The organism is Rhizobium sp. CFBP 13644 (genome assembly GCF_014842165.1).
Taxonomy (GTDB): domain Bacteria; phylum Pseudomonadota; class Alphaproteobacteria; order Rhizobiales; family Rhizobiaceae; genus Agrobacterium; species Agrobacterium tumefaciens_C.
This window is the reverse complement of the sequence record NZ_JACYVF010000005.1, coordinates 86,305-101,014: the sequence shown is the minus strand read 5'-3', so window position 1 is coordinate 101,014 and position 14,710 is coordinate 86,305. Positions and strand designations below refer to the sequence as shown.

Sequence of the window (14,710 nt, the reverse complement as noted above, 5' to 3'; positions counted from 1 at the left end):
GTTTACGATGAAATTTGATCGCTTTGGTATCGATGAAGAGTTCTGCGCGGAGAACGATTACAAGATTTTTTTCGGCGTTGATTGGTTGAGCGATGAAGAATATGAGTCTTTCGATGAGTTCTTTGCGGGTCGCGACCTGTTTATTACGGTCGCTGGAAAGCCGGACGACCACGTAAAAGTACAATCCTTTTCAGAAGCTGTAAAAACTGAAAGCGAATTTGTAGATCAGGACAAATTCATTTTCTCTCCCGGATACGCGTGCATCTACGTCAGTGACGACAGGGATATATTCGTCGTCGCCTCATCTCCAGAGAGAATTGGTAAGCTAATCTCGAGTATATCGGATAAGGGCGGTGTAACGTATTCGGCACTGGTGAAAAACGGAACTAATTCTCCCAAAAAACAGGTTAAAGAATTTTTCGATCATTGGCGCACCTTCAATGTTGAAGTCTCTTGATGTTGAATATTTTCACCGGTGTTGTGATGATTCAAAGTATTATTGCGAGATATGAGTCGTGAATTACTTGAGAAATGCGCCAGCATGACCAAGAAAGGCTTTAGTTTTCCGGTAAAAACACTCCGGAAAAACTTGAGGCCGGTGCGCAGGGTGATGACAATCACGAAAATTACTCCTCTTTTTATAAGCCACCAGCAACTGGCAGTTTTCAATCACGGTCTCGACAATCCATTTAATGATTGGAAACCGCGTCACGTCTCGCAAGGGTTTTCCTGGCGCGCCGAGAGCGTCTCGTTCAGAGTGCCCGAAGGTGAGAACTACATTGTGGAAGTGCTTCAGAATTCGGAGGCGTCAGCCCTCGTTGGTGAACCGACGCGGATCATTCTGACGCCGTTTGTTCGGATCAAAGACAATTCCGTTACTGTTGGCTCTATCACGGAAGAAAAAAGGGTCTCGATTGGAGAGGCCGCGAAATATCAATTGTTTTTTGAACTGCTGGCTCGCGGCGTTCACGAGTGGAAGCAGTTCGAGCACGGCATTCGGCTTAGGTTTGTAAAAGACGATAATCCTGTATTTGAAATTCGCAAAGCAGACAACGAAATGGATGTGTCGTCCGAATTGGAGTTGGTGGCTCAGCCCGCGGAATAGATGTCTCTGGCTGATCTGGAAAATTCATGTTCTTATATTCTGAATATAATTTTCTAGCCGCGAGATTTCTGCTGTGCTTACAGAATTCGATTTAACAATATTGTACACCCAACTTGTCGTTCATCACGCTGAGCTGCACCTGCCGGGCTTGCTTTGGGATGATGATCACGTAGATCAAGGCTTTGCTTGGTCGGACGGCATAGTCAGTTTCGGAGTGCCGGATCACGATGGGCAGTGCTTGCTTCGCGTTAATGTCTCTGATGAACTGAAACTGGATGCTGGCGCTGAGTGGGCGGTTCAGGTTCCTTTCGAGGTGAGTGCACTTTTGAAGATCGGTACGGTCACAAATATGCGTGACGTCTTCGTGCCAAAAGGGCTTTATATCCTTGTTTTTCAAGCCTTGCCCGGCTCCGCCATGCCGGGCGCTGGATATACCTACGTGCTGTGGCTGACGTTTATAAAGTCTGCGGAGCCATCCTTTGAAGTTCTAAAGCAGGGGCGACTTGCCACCGACAAGGTGTTGCGTATGGATGCGCAGCGCACCTGACAAGTCGTACCTGCTTTTGCTTCTCCGGTGAGATGGGACCGAGGATGTGCGCGTCCTCAGTCGGTTTCCACCGCGCTCTTTTCCCGCCATTTTCTAAACCGTGGCATCAGAAGGGGTGTGAGCAGGACAGCGACAGCCATGACCCAAAGAGCGATAGAAATTGGGCTAGACCAGAGGATCGCCACGTCACCCGCAGAGAGGGAGAGTGCCCGCCTCAAGCACTGCTCCAGTATTTTTCCAAGCACGAGCCCGAGAATGAGCGGTGCCATGGGTACGCCAAACCGTCTTAGGAAATAGGCTCCCACGCCAAGCACCACCATCACCACCAGATCAAAAGTGGTCGACTTGCCGGAATAGACGCCGATGGTGCTGATGATTACGATGAAGGGCACAAGCACCCAGGCTGGCACGGAGAGCATTTTTGCAAACAGGCCGACTAAGGGAATGTTGATTGCCAGCAGAATGATGTTGCCAATGAACAGTGATGCAATCAGGCCCCATATCAGATCCGGCTGCGAGCGAAAAAGTGCAGGTCCGGGTGTGATATTGTAGAGCGTGAGGACACCGAGCATGATGGCGGTAGTCCCCGAACTTGGAATACCCAGCGTCAGCATAGGGATGAAGTTGCTGTTCGAAGCGCTGTTGTTGGCGGCTTCAACAGATGCGAGGCCGCGCATATCACCTTTGCCAAAAAGGCTGCCTTCAGGATCACTCCGCTCAACCACGCGCTTTTCGGTGGTGTAGGAGAGTGCAGAGGCAACCGTTCCTCCAGCACCGGGGAGGATACCCACGAAAAAACCAATCAGAGATCCACGCAGTGTCGCAGCATTGGTGAACTTCATCTCTGCACGGTTGAAAAGCTGTCGCCCAAGCTGCTTGATGCGCGGGGCGGCTCCACCTTTCATGCTCTCAAGCATGATCAGGAGTTCGCTGATGGCGAAGAGACCGATGACGACGGTGGCAAACTGGACGCCATCCACGAGATTGGGTGAGCCGAAGGTGTAGCGATAGACGCCGGAATTTGCGTCAATGCCCACTGTCGAAATTGCAAGGCCAAGCATAATGGCAAGCAGTGCCTTGACGGGTTGGTCCGTCAGCAGGCCTGTCAGGCATGCGAAGGCAAACACCATCAGCGCAACATATTCTATAGGGCCAAAGGCGAGCGCCCAGCGCGCCAGAACGGGAGCCGCCAGTACGATGCCGACGGTGGCGATCGCTGACCCGACGAAGGACGTCCAGGCAGATAGCGACAGAGCGATACCCGCCTTACCCTGCCGAGCCAGCGGATATCCTTCTATGGCGGTCATGACGGCCGACGCTTCGCCGGGAACGTTCAGAAGGATTGCACTAATTCTGCCGCCATATTCCGAGCCGATGTAGATTGCGGCCATCAGGATCAGGGATGACTCCGGTGTGAGACCGAGTGCAAAGACAACGGGAACCAGCATGGCAACGGCGTTGATCGGGCCAAGACCAGGCAATACGCCAACCATGGTCCCGACAACGGCCCCAATGGCAGCCAGGAAAACATTGGTTGGCTGCAGCGCAATGCCGAAGCCATGGCCCAGATAAGACAGGGTTTCCATCAGATCATTCCCCCCAAGGGCCCAACGGGCAAGATAACGTCCAGGACTTTGTCGAAGAGGAGGTAGGATGAAACGGCAAGCAGCACACCTGTGATCGCGCCCTGCCACCACAGCGCTCCAAACACCATCGCAATCGGAACCATCATCACCGTTGTCGATAGGACAAAGCCGAGTGGCTGGAAAAGGAGAGCGTAGGACATAAGGCAAACAGCAAGAACGAGGATCGGGCGACTGATGCCCGATCCGTCTGTCGTATCAGCTTGCCCGGGTTTCAGCACAAGCAGCAACCCGCATATCGCAGTGACGCCTGCGGCCATCAATGGAAATGCGCGTGGTCCTACCGGTTCGTAGGCAAATGGCGCTTGCAGATTATAGCCATTAGCTATCATGAAAGCGGCCAACGCTAGCGCTGCGACGCCGAGGAAGCGATCCTGTGTCATTGTTGCAATCCTACTTTGTCGTCAGGCCAAAGTCGGCGGCAAGTGTTTTATATGCGGCGACCTGTTTGTTGACGAATGCAGTGGTTTCGTCCGCCGTCATCGGCAATGGAAACAGATTGCGTTCCTCAAGCAGCTTTGCATATTCTGGAGACTTCATGGTCGCGGCAAAAGCATCACCCCACCATTTGTAATCCGCATCGCTAACCTCTGGTCCGACATAGAAGCCGCGTGCGATGGGCCACTTGATGTCAAAACCCTGCTCGACAGCGGTCGGCACATTGGCGAGCTTCCCGGCAAGGCGCTGCTCAGAGAAGATGGCGAGAAGTTTCAGCGGTGCGCCGCCATCGATTGCCGCCTGGCTGTCACCGACATCGTTCATGCAGACGTGGACATGGCCGCCTTGAAGAGCCGTCGCGCAATCACCGCCACCTTCGAACGCGACGAACCGCATGGCTTTGTAATCAACGCCCGCAGCCCGTGCTGCCATGGCCGCTTTCATCCAGTCCTGACTGCCGATAGTGCCGCCTGCACCGATGATGACAGATGTCGGATCGGCTTTGATGGCAGCCATCAACTCGGTGAGGGATTTGTGTGGGCTGTCCTGTTGCACGACGACAGCGCCGTAGTCGGTTCCAATATTGGCAACCCAGCGAACATCTTTTTCGGAATATGCGCCGAATTTCCCTTGGGCAATATTGAGAAGCGAGCCGGCAGAGAAGGCAACGATGGTACCGGGTTCTGCGCGGCGCTGGCCAACGATGGCATTATACGCAACCGCGCCAATTCCGCCCGGCATATACGAGACGCGCAACGGTGCCTTGAGTGCGCCAGACTTCTGCAGGGATGCCTGGGCGAGCTTGCAGGTAATGTCGAAACCACCGCCAGGCTGTGCCGGTGCGATGCATTCAGGTTTTGCGGGTTCCGCAAGCGCGATAGTTGGAATAGTGAAAACAGCAGATAGAATAGCGGCCGCGGACGCTGCGCGAATATAGGCGCTCATAAAAATCTCCTCCGGAAATCAAGAATGCGGACCTCCATCCGCATTGCCTCCGCTATATCCGATTGCAGCTTTCAATCAGCTTTCAAAGCGGGGACGAGTTTAGATTTGGCAAGGAGATGCGGACGATGAGCCCGCTCTTATCTGCGCGATTGCGCACCTCCATCGTTCCGCCGGATGCACGCGCCACGGTCAAGGCAATTGCCAGACCAAGGCCGCTGCCATCGCCAGACCTCTTTGTGGAACCCCGTCTAAAACGGGTGCCGGCATGGGAAATCTCTTCTTCGCTCATCCCTGGACCCTCGTCCATGATCATCGATGATGGCATGTTTTTCGTCCGCCAGCAGTCGAATGGAAATGACGGATTTAGGTGGCGAATAAGCAATAGCATTATCGATGATATTGACGAGTGCCTACTGCAAAAGCCCGGCATTGGCGCGAACATGCACAGTGTGGGGTGGTGGGTCGAACACACATTCCATGCGTCGGGCGCGGATGCGAGACCACAGCATTCGAACTGTGTCGGCTATGGTCTCTTCAAGCGATATTCGCTCCTGTGGATATGTGTCATAGCCATGGGATGTTCGTGCGCGAGCAAGTGCCAGAAGCTGGTTTGTCGTGCGGACAGAGCGGTCAAGCACATCGCGTGATGATGTCAGCGTCTTTCGAACCTCGTCCAGTTCCGTCTGATGAAGCGCAACATCGATCTGTGTTCTCAAAATCGCCATTGGCGTTCTGAGTTGGTGAGAGGCATCGTCTAGGAATCGCCGTTGCTGATCGGCCTGCTCGACATTGCGCTGCATCAGCCGATTGACCGCCTCCACCAATGGGCGCACTTCAAGCGGCAGAGACGCGACTTCAATGGATGTCAGATCGTCCGGTTGCCGCTTGTCGATTGCTTCACGCAGACGGTTGAGTGGCTTTACTGCCACATAGACACCAACAGCCAGCAGAACGGACAGCGCCACTATGACCAGCAGATCGCGCAGAATGGCGCGCGTGATCAATTCATTCTGAAAGCCGATGCGCGATCCTTTCGTTTCGGCAACCTGAATGATGATCTGCGTACCGTCCGGCGCCTTTGACGAAAGAGGGCGCTTCAGTGAGCCGAGCCGGATTTGCTGACCAAGATAGGTCTCATCCTGAAACCGCAGTTCGCCTTTCGCAAGGGCTGGAGCAGGTGGAAGCAGGACATCACCGATTTGAACCAGACCATCATCTGTATAGACGTTGAAATAAACCGCGCCCTGAGCCGTCAGCTCGAAGAATTTGAAAAGCTGGTAGGGCTGTTCAACGCCCACCCCTCCGCTTTCGGTGGAAATATTGGCGTCGATGGCCCGTATTGCACCGGCCAGAGAGCGATCATAGGCGCTGTCTGCAAGTTCGTTGATTGTGGTGGCGCTGAACCAGAGCGTAGACATCATGCCAAGCATCAATGCTGGCAAAGTCCACATGACCAGCGTGACAATCAGTCGGCGACCGGCCTGGTCTTTCCGCGCTTGCCCTCTCACGTCGGGTCGACCTCGAGAACATATCCGAGGCCCCTCAGGGTACGGATGTGAATATCATCGCCCAGCTTCTTGCGAAGGCGGTGGGCGATGACCTCCACGGCATCCAATTGGATGTCGACGTCATAGGAAAACATCCGATCGATGATTTTCTGTTTCGACATGGGCTCTCCCGCATGTTGAAGAAGAATACGGAGCATCGAATGCTCCCTCGGTGTCAGTTCCAGTGGCTCGCCATGAAGGGAAAAACGCTGTTCGGAAGAATGGTAGCTGAGCGGACCGGATGAAAATGTGCCAGCATTCTTACCATGCGAGCGGCGCACGAGAGCCACCAGTCTCGCCTCCAGCTCCTCGACAGCGAAAGGCTTTGCAAGAAAATCATCGGCGCCCTGATGGAGGCTCTCTATTCGTTCAGCCAGTGTGTCTCTTGCTGTGAGGATAAGCGTTGGCGTGGCATCTCCACGCGCTCGCATGGTCGATAGCAACGATCGACCTTCCATTTCCGGAAGTCCCAGATCGAGGATAACAGCGTCAAATTCTTCTGTCTGGAGACGCTGGTTGGCGATGGCCCCATCTTCCGACCACTCCGTCATGAAGTTGTAGCGAGCCAATGCTTTCAGAAGCCACTCCGCAAGCTCGGTATCGTCCTCAATCAGCAATATCTTCATCAACAGCTCCGTCCGAACGGGATGAGAGGGCCTAAGCTTTTTGCGATCTAAACAACGGATTTATTGGTGAGAGGTTACAATCGCTTACCTGCCCACAGTTCGGCGTGTGCCGCACGCCACCGCATGTTGCCGGTCGATCAATTGCAGGCACTCAGTATTTCTTTTTTTTGATCGTTTTGTTGCCCTTGGCCCCGGTGGCAACGGGTGTCCTGTCGCGATTTTCGGACAACAAGCTGCGCCAGCGTTTGACACGTTCGCCATCAAGTTCTCCACGCGCGACCGCGGCCTGAACGGCGCATCCCGGCTCATGGGCGTGAGTGCAATCGCGAAATCGACATGAGGGGGCCAGCTCGGTGATTTCTGCAAACAGCGTATCGATACCGTCGCTGGCATCGCTGACAAAAAGTGTCCTGATGCCCGGCGTATCGATGATCCAGCCGCCATTGGACATGGCATGCAGTGATCGTGCCGTTGTCGTGTGGCGTCCCTTCGCATCCTGCTCGCGGATGGTCCCAGTCTTCTGCATTGCGTCTGGTCCAAGGCCTGAAAGCGTGTTGACAAGCGTTGACTTGCCGACTCCCGACGAGCCAACCAAAGCCAAAGTCTGACCTTCACCACACCACGGCCGTAACGCGGAGACCGCATCGGCTGAACGAGCATTCAGCACAATAACGGGCAGATCCCGCTGCAGCGCCTCTGCTTGTTGCTGAAACGTTGTTGCGTCGTCAGTGGTATCAGCCTTGGTCAGCACGATGACAGGATTTGTTTCGGCCTGATTGGCCATAACGAGATAGCGCTCCAACCGCGTGAGGTTGAAATCTGCGTTGCATGACGTGACAATCAACAGCGTATCGATGTTGGCTGCGGCGAGCTGGTGGCCGTGACCGCCCTCCAGCCGACGTTGAAACACGGATTTTCTTTGTAGCCGTAAGACAAACATGCCCGTTGCAGGGTCAGTCAGCACCCAATCTCCCACAGCGAAGTCTGCAGTGTTGGAATTGGGAGGTAGTTCAAGCTCGACTTGCCCGTTGACATTGACAGCTTCAATACGGGCGCGGTGAACAGAGGCAATGCGCGCGGGTACCAGGTCCACCTGATCTTGCTTGACCTGATCTGCGAAGAAATCTGACCATCCCAGCGTTTCCAGTGAGAATGGCGGGTTGGAAAGGGCCAAATCGTGATCCTTGTGTCGAGCGCGCAGGGCATACGGCATGATTGAGCTGTTTGATGCTGCGTTCTATACTGAAAATAGAGCAACTGCCACAGACACAGCACCGTTCTCATCATCTAGCAAGATGTTTGCGCAGGAGACCAGGTTGTCGCCGTCGGGCACTCCGCTGTACAGCTTACTGAATGTCCAGTAGGCGCTCCAGATAGCGACGCTCGATCTCGCCGGGCGGGTTGTTGCCCAGCTTCTCTCGGATGGCTTCTAGTATTTCGCGGGCACGCTGAACGTCGATTTCATCGGGAACCCGGACCTGATTATCGCCAAAATCCGGGCCGTTGCTTTCGCGCGGCCTTCCAAGCGGATCGCGACCGTTCTGGCCGCCCTGTCCCATCATGCCTTCTTGGCCTTGGCCGGGCTGTTGACCCTGCTGGCGCATCGCCTGCATGATCTGGCCCATCATATCCTGCGCGCCCTGACGCAGCGCATTCATGGCGTTACCCTGTCCTTCGACAGCCTGTTCGCCCTGTCCATCGCCAAGCGCCTGGCCTGCGCCCTTCATTTCCTGTTCGGCCTTGCCGAAGTTCTGGCCGGGCTCCATACCCAAATCGCGCAGACCCTTCTGCAATTCACCGAGTTGCTTTCCAAGTCCGTCCTGCTGCTGGCGCAGCTTCTTCAAGGCTTCGCGCAATTGCTCGGCCGTCATCTTGTCTGTCGGGTTCTGCTGTGGCTGGCCCTGTTGGCCATTTTCACCCATTTGTGGATCGCCACCTTCTTGCGCCCCAGGCTGATCGCCTCGCTGCATGCGATCACGCAGTGCCTGATCCAGCTTGAAGGTCTCGTCCATCAACTTTTGCTGTTGCTGCATGATCTCCCCAAGCTTGTCGACTTGCTGGCGCAACTGGCTGTTTTGCTGCTGCTGTTGGCCTTGCTGCCCGCGCTGTGGACGACCGGCCTGAAGATTGTTCATCATGCGCTGCAATTGCGAGAGCATTTCCTGTGCTGCTTCGCGGTTGCCGGAACGCGCCAGATTTTCGATCTGGTTCATCATGTTTTCCAGATCGCGCTGACGCAGCACGTTCTGCGCCTGCTGGTTCATGTTGTTCTGCGGAGTGTTCTGCATGCGTTGCGCAAGTTCACGCATGAACTCGTTCATGGCGTCGCGAAGCTCCTGCATCAGCTTGGCGATCTCTTCGTCGCCCGCTTTGCGATCCATGGCATCCGCGAGGGCATCCTGTGCATCGCGCAGTCGCTTCTCGGCTTGTGAAAGATCACCGTCTTCAATGCCGAGTGCGATTTCCCACAGGTAATCGGCGGTGTTTTTCAGCATCTCCTCATTATACGCAAGCTTCATGCGTGTCTGTGCAGACTGCAGCAGAAGGTAATGCGTGGAGTTTGGAATTGTCTCGGCAGGTCTCATGCCCACGGCTTCGTTGAAGGCGACGGCTTTGGGCATCTGTCGTGTGTCGAGTGAAAAGATCTGGCGCTGCTCCACAATGGATGCGGCCAGAGGCTCTGAAAAATTCCTGCCGGGAAGCGTCAATTCCTGTGGAGGGCTACGACCGATTTGTCCGGCACCATCTGTCGCGACAAGGGTTATACGGACCCTTTTGCCGGCCATCGGGTGCTCTGTCAGGTTGCGACTGGTCACACCCTTCATGTCGCGGGGATTTTGGCGCGGCAGGTCCAATTTGAATTCTGGCGGGGGATATAGCGGCGTGGCGCCTGTTTCGACGCCAAGGGGTTCAATCACCGCATGGGCCTCACGAATGCCGTAGTCATCCTTGGCAGTAAAGCCGATTTCCAATGCGCCATTCACCGCACGGCGCGGCAGATTATCAAACGCAATGGTCGGAGTTTGATCCGGGATAATATTGAATTGCCAACGCTGGCCATTCGCTTCCACCAAGCCGCTTTCCGACACATCCATGCCGTAGGTGCGTGGTGCGCGTGGCGCTGAGGCGTCCTTGGTTTCAGCTGTCGCGACGGTTTGCGCATCGGCCTTTTCAGCGCCTTCGGGGATAAGCGTTTTCACCTCTCCACCCACATCCGGCTCAAAGGTAATGACCTCTTCGCCACTGCCGCCTGTCATGCGAATGGTGAGCCGCGATCCCTGCGGAAGAGACACGACATCATTTGTTGCGGCATTGGTGCCTGTTAGGAAGATCGGCGCGCGTCCAGTATAGGAGGGCGGAGTGGCCCAGGCATCTAGGCGAATATCCGGATTGGTCAGTCCGCCTGCGGGACGGTTGCGAAAAGCATCAATAAAGTCCCCGGCACCATTTGAGAACGAGAAGCCGAAAGCCCCAAACAGCACAAGCGCTGGAATGGCGCGCAGCGCCATAGGGTCCTGGCGGGCGATGTCAGGCTTTGGCAGCCCCGCATCGAGCTCCGCAATCCGCTTTGCCATGCGCAGTTGATGCTCTTTCCAAAGCGCCCGCGCAAATGGCGTATCGAATGCGGGCTCGTCTTCCTGAACGCCGACGGGTTGGTGAGCCAGGCCATTGCGCTCTTCCAGCAAGCGGGAGGCCTCGTCCTTCGTCGGCCATTTCAGGCGAGCAATCGGCAGAAGTGAACTGATGAACGCAAAGATGAGAACGAAAACGATGGCGAGGCGCAGCAGATCGGGCATCTGCCGGTAAAGGCCGAACCATGACAGGGAGACGAACAGCGCGGCGATAGAAAGCGGGAGCAGGGTTTTGGGCGCGATCCGCTCTGAAACAATGACCAGCTTTGCGATCAGACGTTTGGAAGCAACGCGCCGCGCAAGGTCAGGCCTGTTTTCGAAAGCCCCTTTTCCGCCCTTTCCCGATGTGGTCATCAATCCGTTCTCCCGGTTCTGGCCACCCGATTTCACCATCCCGAGACAGCAAAACATTTCCGTGCAACGAGCGTCAGGATAACACTCTTTATGGCGAAGACGAGGGGAAGCCGACACTAACCCCCGTTATTAAAGGCCTATTCGCTCAATTGTGATCACTCAAGCCAGGCGGGCACAGAATCCAGGGCGATCAGTTCCTCATAGGTCCCGCGAGGGCGCACGACATGAAACTCGCTTCCTTTGACCAGAACTTCAGGCACCAGCAGGCGAGAATTGTAGGTTCCGGCCTGAACGGCGCCGTAGGCACCGGCGGAACTGACAGCAATCAGATCACCCGGCTGCGGTGCCGCCATATCTCTGTCGAGCGCCAGATAATCGCCTGTCTCGCAGACAGGGCCGACAATATCAGCCTTGATTCGCGGTGCGTCGGGCGCGGGCTGCACAACGGGGCGGATGCCGTGATAGGCTTCATACAAAGTTGGACGGATGAGGTCGTTCATCGCGCCATCGACGATGACGAATGTCTTTTCGCCGCCATCCTTCACATAGATGACTTCTGTGACCAAAATTCCCGCATTGCCGACAATCAGGCGACCGGGCTCGGTCACGATCTTGCAGTCCAGGCTCTTCAGCTCGTTCTTGACGATGTCGGCATAGGCATCTGGCAGGGGTGGCGGATTGTTGTCGTCTCGGTAGGGAATGCCAAGGCCGCCACCAATATCCACATGGCTGATCGTGTGGCCATCGCCGCGCAGCGCTTCCACAAGCGCACGGAGCAATCGGAACGCAGCCTCGAACGGCTGCAATTCGGTAATCTGGCTGCCGATATGCATATCAATGCCGCTGACCTCGATGCCGGGCAGGGAGGCCGCATGGGCATAGACCGCGCGGGCCCGCTCATAGGGAATGCCGAACTTGTTTTCCTTCTTGCCCGTCGAAATCTTGGCATGGGTACCAGCATCGACATCGGGGTTGATGCGGAAGGAAACGTGAGCCTTCTTGCCGGCCTTGATGGCGCGCAGGTTCAGAACCTCCAGTTCGGGTTCAGACTCGATATTGAAACAGTAGATGCCTGCACTCAGCGCGAAATCCATTTCGGCTACGGTTTTGCCAACGCCTGAGAACATGATGCGGTTTGCTGGAACACCTGCCGCCAACGCACGGCGCAACTCGCCACCGGAAACGACATCAATGCCAGCGCCAAGCTTTGCCAGCGTTTTGAGAACGGCCTGGTTTGAGTTTGCCTTCATGGCGTAGCAAACCATCGCATCCACATCGGCGAAAGCATCAGAAAACACTTTGTAATGCCGCTCCAGCGTCGCTGTGGAATACACGTAGAACGGTGTTCCGACAGCCTTGGCGATTTCAGGCACAGCAACGTTTTCGGCGTGAAGCACGCCGTCGATATAGTGAAAATGGTTCACAGCGATGGACCTTAAAGAAGCTTGTCGAGAATAAACGGCCGCTCTGGTGTTGGCTGCACCTTGTCATCCGTCGAGCGGATGTTGCGCTGTTCCCGGGGCGTGCTTGGCGGATCGATATCGCCTTTGCGGCCGCAACCTGAAAGAACGAGGCCGACGGCAAGCGTCATGCCGACTGGAACAATGAAACTACGCAAGGTTTTTAAAAACATGGGCCTATCCAAAGGAAATCTCTGCATTCCTGATAACGAAAAACAGGGCACTTGTGCACCCTGTTTCTTTTGATGCTGGCATAACGTTGCCGTGCTGGGCATCTGCGGCTGTCCGCTGCCCTGCACGTTGGGCAGTATCAGTTCTTGGTCCGCCACCAGGCGATCTGTTTGCGCACTTCCGATGGTGCCGTGCCGCCGAAGCTGGTGCGGCTGGCCACAGAGGCTTCAACCGACAGGACATCGAAAATGCCATCCGTTATCGCCGGATTGATGGACTGCAATTCTTCCAGCGAAAGGTCGCTCAAATCGCATCCCTTCTTTTCTGCTAGCGCAACGGCGTGGCCGGTGGCGTGGTGGGCATCGCGGAAGGGTAGGCCTGCCTCACGCACCAGCCAGTCGGCCAGATCTGTGGCGGTCGAGTAGCCGGAACCCGCCGCTTGGCGCATCTTGTCGGCGCGCACTTCCAGGTCGCGAACCATGCCGGTCATGGCGGCGATGGCAAGCTCCAGGCTTTCAGCGGAATCGAAGACCTGTTCCTTGTCTTCCTGCATATCCTTGGAATAGGCCAGCGGAAGGCCTTTCATGATGGTCAGAAGAGCAATCAGCGAACCGTTGATACGACCGGTCTTGGCGCGAACCAGCTCTGCAGCATCAGGGTTTTTCTTTTGCGGCATAATGGAGGAGCCGGTTGAGAAGGCATCCGACAGACGGATGAACCCGAATTGCGGTGTCGACCAGATGACGATTTCTTCGGCCAGACGCGACAGATGCGTAGCGCAGATCGACGCAATCGACAGAAACTCCAGCGCAAAATCGCGGTCGGATACAGTATCGATCGAGTTGCGGGTCGGTTCGCGGAAACCGAGCGCCTTTGCCGTCATATGGCGGTCGATGGGGTAACCGGTGCCGGCCAGTGCGGCAGCGCCAATCGGGCTCTCGTCCATATGTTCGATGGCGTGGCGAACACGCGCGCGGTCCCGGCCGATCATTTCCACATAGGCCATGCAGTGATGGCCAAAGGTCACCGGCTGGGCGGTCTGGAGGTGGGTAAAGCCCGGCATGACGGTGTCGGCATGTTCTTCGGCGCGATCCAGAAACGCCTCGATCAGTCCCGTCAACATGGCTTCGGTCTTCTGCAGCTCTTCTTTCACCCAAAGGCGGAAATCGAGCGCGACCTGATCGTTGCGCGAACGGGCCGTGTGAAGACGTCCAGCTGCCGGGCCGATGAGATCGGCGAGGCGCGCCTCGATGTTCATGTGAATGTCTTCGAGCTTGCGCGAGAACACGAAGGAACCGGCCTCGATTTCTGACATAATCGTGTTGAGGCCGTGAATGATCTTGTCTTTATCTTCGTCAGAAATAATGGCTTTTGCGGCTAGCATCGTGGCATGCGCTATTGAGCCGCGGATGTCCTGCGCATAAAGCTTCTTGTCGAAGCCTATTGAGGCATTTATCTCTTCCATGATGGCAGAGGGACCGGAAGCGAAACGTCCGCCCCACATCTGGTTGGAAGATTTCTGTTCGGTGCCATCAGCCATGTTTTGCCTGCCCTGGAGTATTCAATGACAGAAAAAAGGCCTTTCAGGCTTCCTTCCGCCAGACTTGTTGCAATTGCTGCCCTGGCCGGCATCGTCTGCGGCGCGGGCGTCGTGATGTTCAGGCTTATTGGGTCTGAAGATCAGGTTCAAGGGGAAGTCGCGGCACAATCGGGTTTATGTGAAGGTGCGGCACAGCGGATTGCGTCCTTGAAGCCATTTCTGAAGGGTGATGTCGCGGCCATGTCGGCAAGCGAACGCCCTCGCGTCGTTCCCCTGTCCTTCAAGGGGCCGGATGGGGCGGCGATGTCCCAGGCAGACTTCAAGGGCAAGACCGTTCTTCTCAATCTCTGGGCCACGTGGTGCGTACCATGCCGCGAGGAAATGCCAGCGCTGAATGCTCTGGAAAAGGAGAAGGGGGCGGATAATTTCGAGGTCGTCACCATCAACATCGATACGGGTGACGATGAGAAGCCAAAAACATTTATGAGCGAATACGGGATCGATTCGCTTAAGCTCTACCGCGACAGTTCAATGGGCGTGTTCAACGCCCTGAAAAAGGAAGGCCTTGCGTTCGGCCTTCCCGCTACATTGCTGATCGATGAAAGTGGATGCCTGCTCGGCTCCATGAACGGTCCAGCTGCATGGGACAGCCAGGACGCCAAGGCACTCGTGGAATTTGCGAAAGCAAAGTAAGTCTGGTTC

The 14,710-nt window shown here is 55.6% G+C and carries 15 protein-coding genes; 4 read left to right on the top strand and 11 right to left on the bottom strand.

The window, feature by feature from the left end:
- The first annotated feature begins 7 nt into the window (after positions 1 to 7).
- From IFT53_RS14500 to comJ (IFT53_RS14490), 3 genes are all read left to right on the top strand, one after another.
- Entirely contained in the window at positions 8 to 457 is a 450-nt protein-coding gene (locus IFT53_RS14500) for a hypothetical protein (protein WP_192065646.1), read from the top strand.
- An 84-nt stretch (positions 458 to 541) separates the two neighbouring features.
- Positions 542 to 1,105, top strand: coding sequence for a competence protein ComJ (comJ, locus tag IFT53_RS14495; protein WP_192065644.1), 564 nt, complete (start codon positions 542 to 544; stop codon positions 1,103 to 1,105).
- Positions 1,106 to 1,178: 73 nt separating this feature from the next.
- Positions 1,179 to 1,652 (top strand): competence protein ComJ, encoded by a 474-nt coding sequence (gene comJ / locus IFT53_RS14490; RefSeq protein WP_192065642.1) that lies wholly within the window; start codon positions 1,179 to 1,181, stop codon positions 1,650 to 1,652.
- 56 nt (positions 1,653 to 1,708) lie between these two features.
- Here the strand turns inward: comJ (IFT53_RS14490) and IFT53_RS14485 are convergent, their stop codons facing one another.
- The 11 genes from IFT53_RS14485 to argH all read right to left on the bottom strand — a co-directional run bounded on the left by IFT53_RS14485 (position 1,709) and on the right by argH (position 14,008).
- On the bottom strand, positions 1,709 to 3,238 hold the full coding sequence (locus tag IFT53_RS14485; RefSeq protein ID WP_197980260.1) for a tripartite tricarboxylate transporter permease: 1,530 nt from the start codon (positions 3,236 to 3,238) through the stop codon (positions 1,709 to 1,711).
- Positions 3,238 to 3,678: a tripartite tricarboxylate transporter TctB family protein gene (locus IFT53_RS14480; RefSeq protein WP_192065641.1), complete on the bottom strand. Its 441-nt coding sequence runs from the start codon at positions 3,676 to 3,678 to the stop codon at positions 3,238 to 3,240. Before IFT53_RS14480 ends, IFT53_RS14485 begins: the two co-directional genes overlap by 1 nt.
- A gap of 10 nt (positions 3,679 to 3,688) precedes the next feature.
- A complete protein-coding gene (locus IFT53_RS14475) occupies positions 3,689 to 4,678 on the bottom strand; it encodes a tripartite tricarboxylate transporter substrate binding protein (protein ID WP_192065639.1) in 990 nt (329 codons plus the stop codon).
- An 82-nt stretch (positions 4,679 to 4,760) separates the two neighbouring features.
- Complete coding sequence (locus IFT53_RS14470; protein ID WP_192065637.1) at positions 4,761 to 5,003, bottom strand: sensor histidine kinase; 243 nt, start codon at positions 5,001 to 5,003, stop codon at positions 4,761 to 4,763.
- Between the two features lie 85 nt (positions 5,004 to 5,088).
- Positions 5,089 to 6,186, bottom strand: a complete 1,098-nt coding sequence (locus IFT53_RS14465; protein WP_192065636.1) for a sensor histidine kinase N-terminal domain-containing protein — start codon at positions 6,184 to 6,186, stop codon at positions 5,089 to 5,091.
- Entirely contained in the window at positions 6,183 to 6,851 is a 669-nt protein-coding gene (locus IFT53_RS14460) for a response regulator (protein ID WP_192065634.1), read from the bottom strand. Before IFT53_RS14460 ends, IFT53_RS14465 begins: the two co-directional genes overlap by 4 nt.
- A 151-nt stretch (positions 6,852 to 7,002) precedes the next feature.
- On the bottom strand, positions 7,003 to 8,025 hold the full coding sequence (gene rsgA / locus IFT53_RS14455) for a ribosome small subunit-dependent GTPase A (RefSeq protein WP_244656331.1): 1,023 nt from the start codon (positions 8,023 to 8,025) through the stop codon (positions 7,003 to 7,005).
- A 172-nt stretch (positions 8,026 to 8,197) separates the two neighbouring features.
- Positions 8,198 to 10,837, bottom strand: coding sequence for a TIGR02302 family protein (locus IFT53_RS14450; RefSeq protein WP_192065630.1), 2,640 nt, complete (start codon positions 10,835 to 10,837; stop codon positions 8,198 to 8,200).
- A gap of 155 nt (positions 10,838 to 10,992) precedes the next feature.
- Entirely contained in the window at positions 10,993 to 12,261 is a 1,269-nt protein-coding gene (gene lysA, locus IFT53_RS14445; RefSeq protein ID WP_192065628.1) for a diaminopimelate decarboxylase, read from the bottom strand.
- A gap of 11 nt (positions 12,262 to 12,272) precedes the next feature.
- Positions 12,273 to 12,470: an LPS translocon maturation chaperone LptM gene (gene lptM, locus IFT53_RS14440; RefSeq protein ID WP_192065626.1), complete on the bottom strand. Its 198-nt coding sequence runs from the start codon at positions 12,468 to 12,470 to the stop codon at positions 12,273 to 12,275.
- Positions 12,471 to 12,607: 137 nt separating this feature from the next.
- Positions 12,608 to 14,008: an argininosuccinate lyase gene (argH, locus tag IFT53_RS14435; protein ID WP_192065625.1), complete on the bottom strand. Its 1,401-nt coding sequence runs from the start codon at positions 14,006 to 14,008 to the stop codon at positions 12,608 to 12,610.
- A gap of 24 nt (positions 14,009 to 14,032) precedes the next feature.
- Here argH and tlpA point away from each other — a divergent pair, with 24 nt between their 5' ends.
- Complete coding sequence (gene tlpA / locus IFT53_RS14430) at positions 14,033 to 14,701, top strand: thiol:disulfide interchange protein TlpA (protein WP_192065623.1); 669 nt, start codon at positions 14,033 to 14,035, stop codon at positions 14,699 to 14,701.
- Positions 14,702 to 14,710 lie beyond the last annotated feature (9 nt).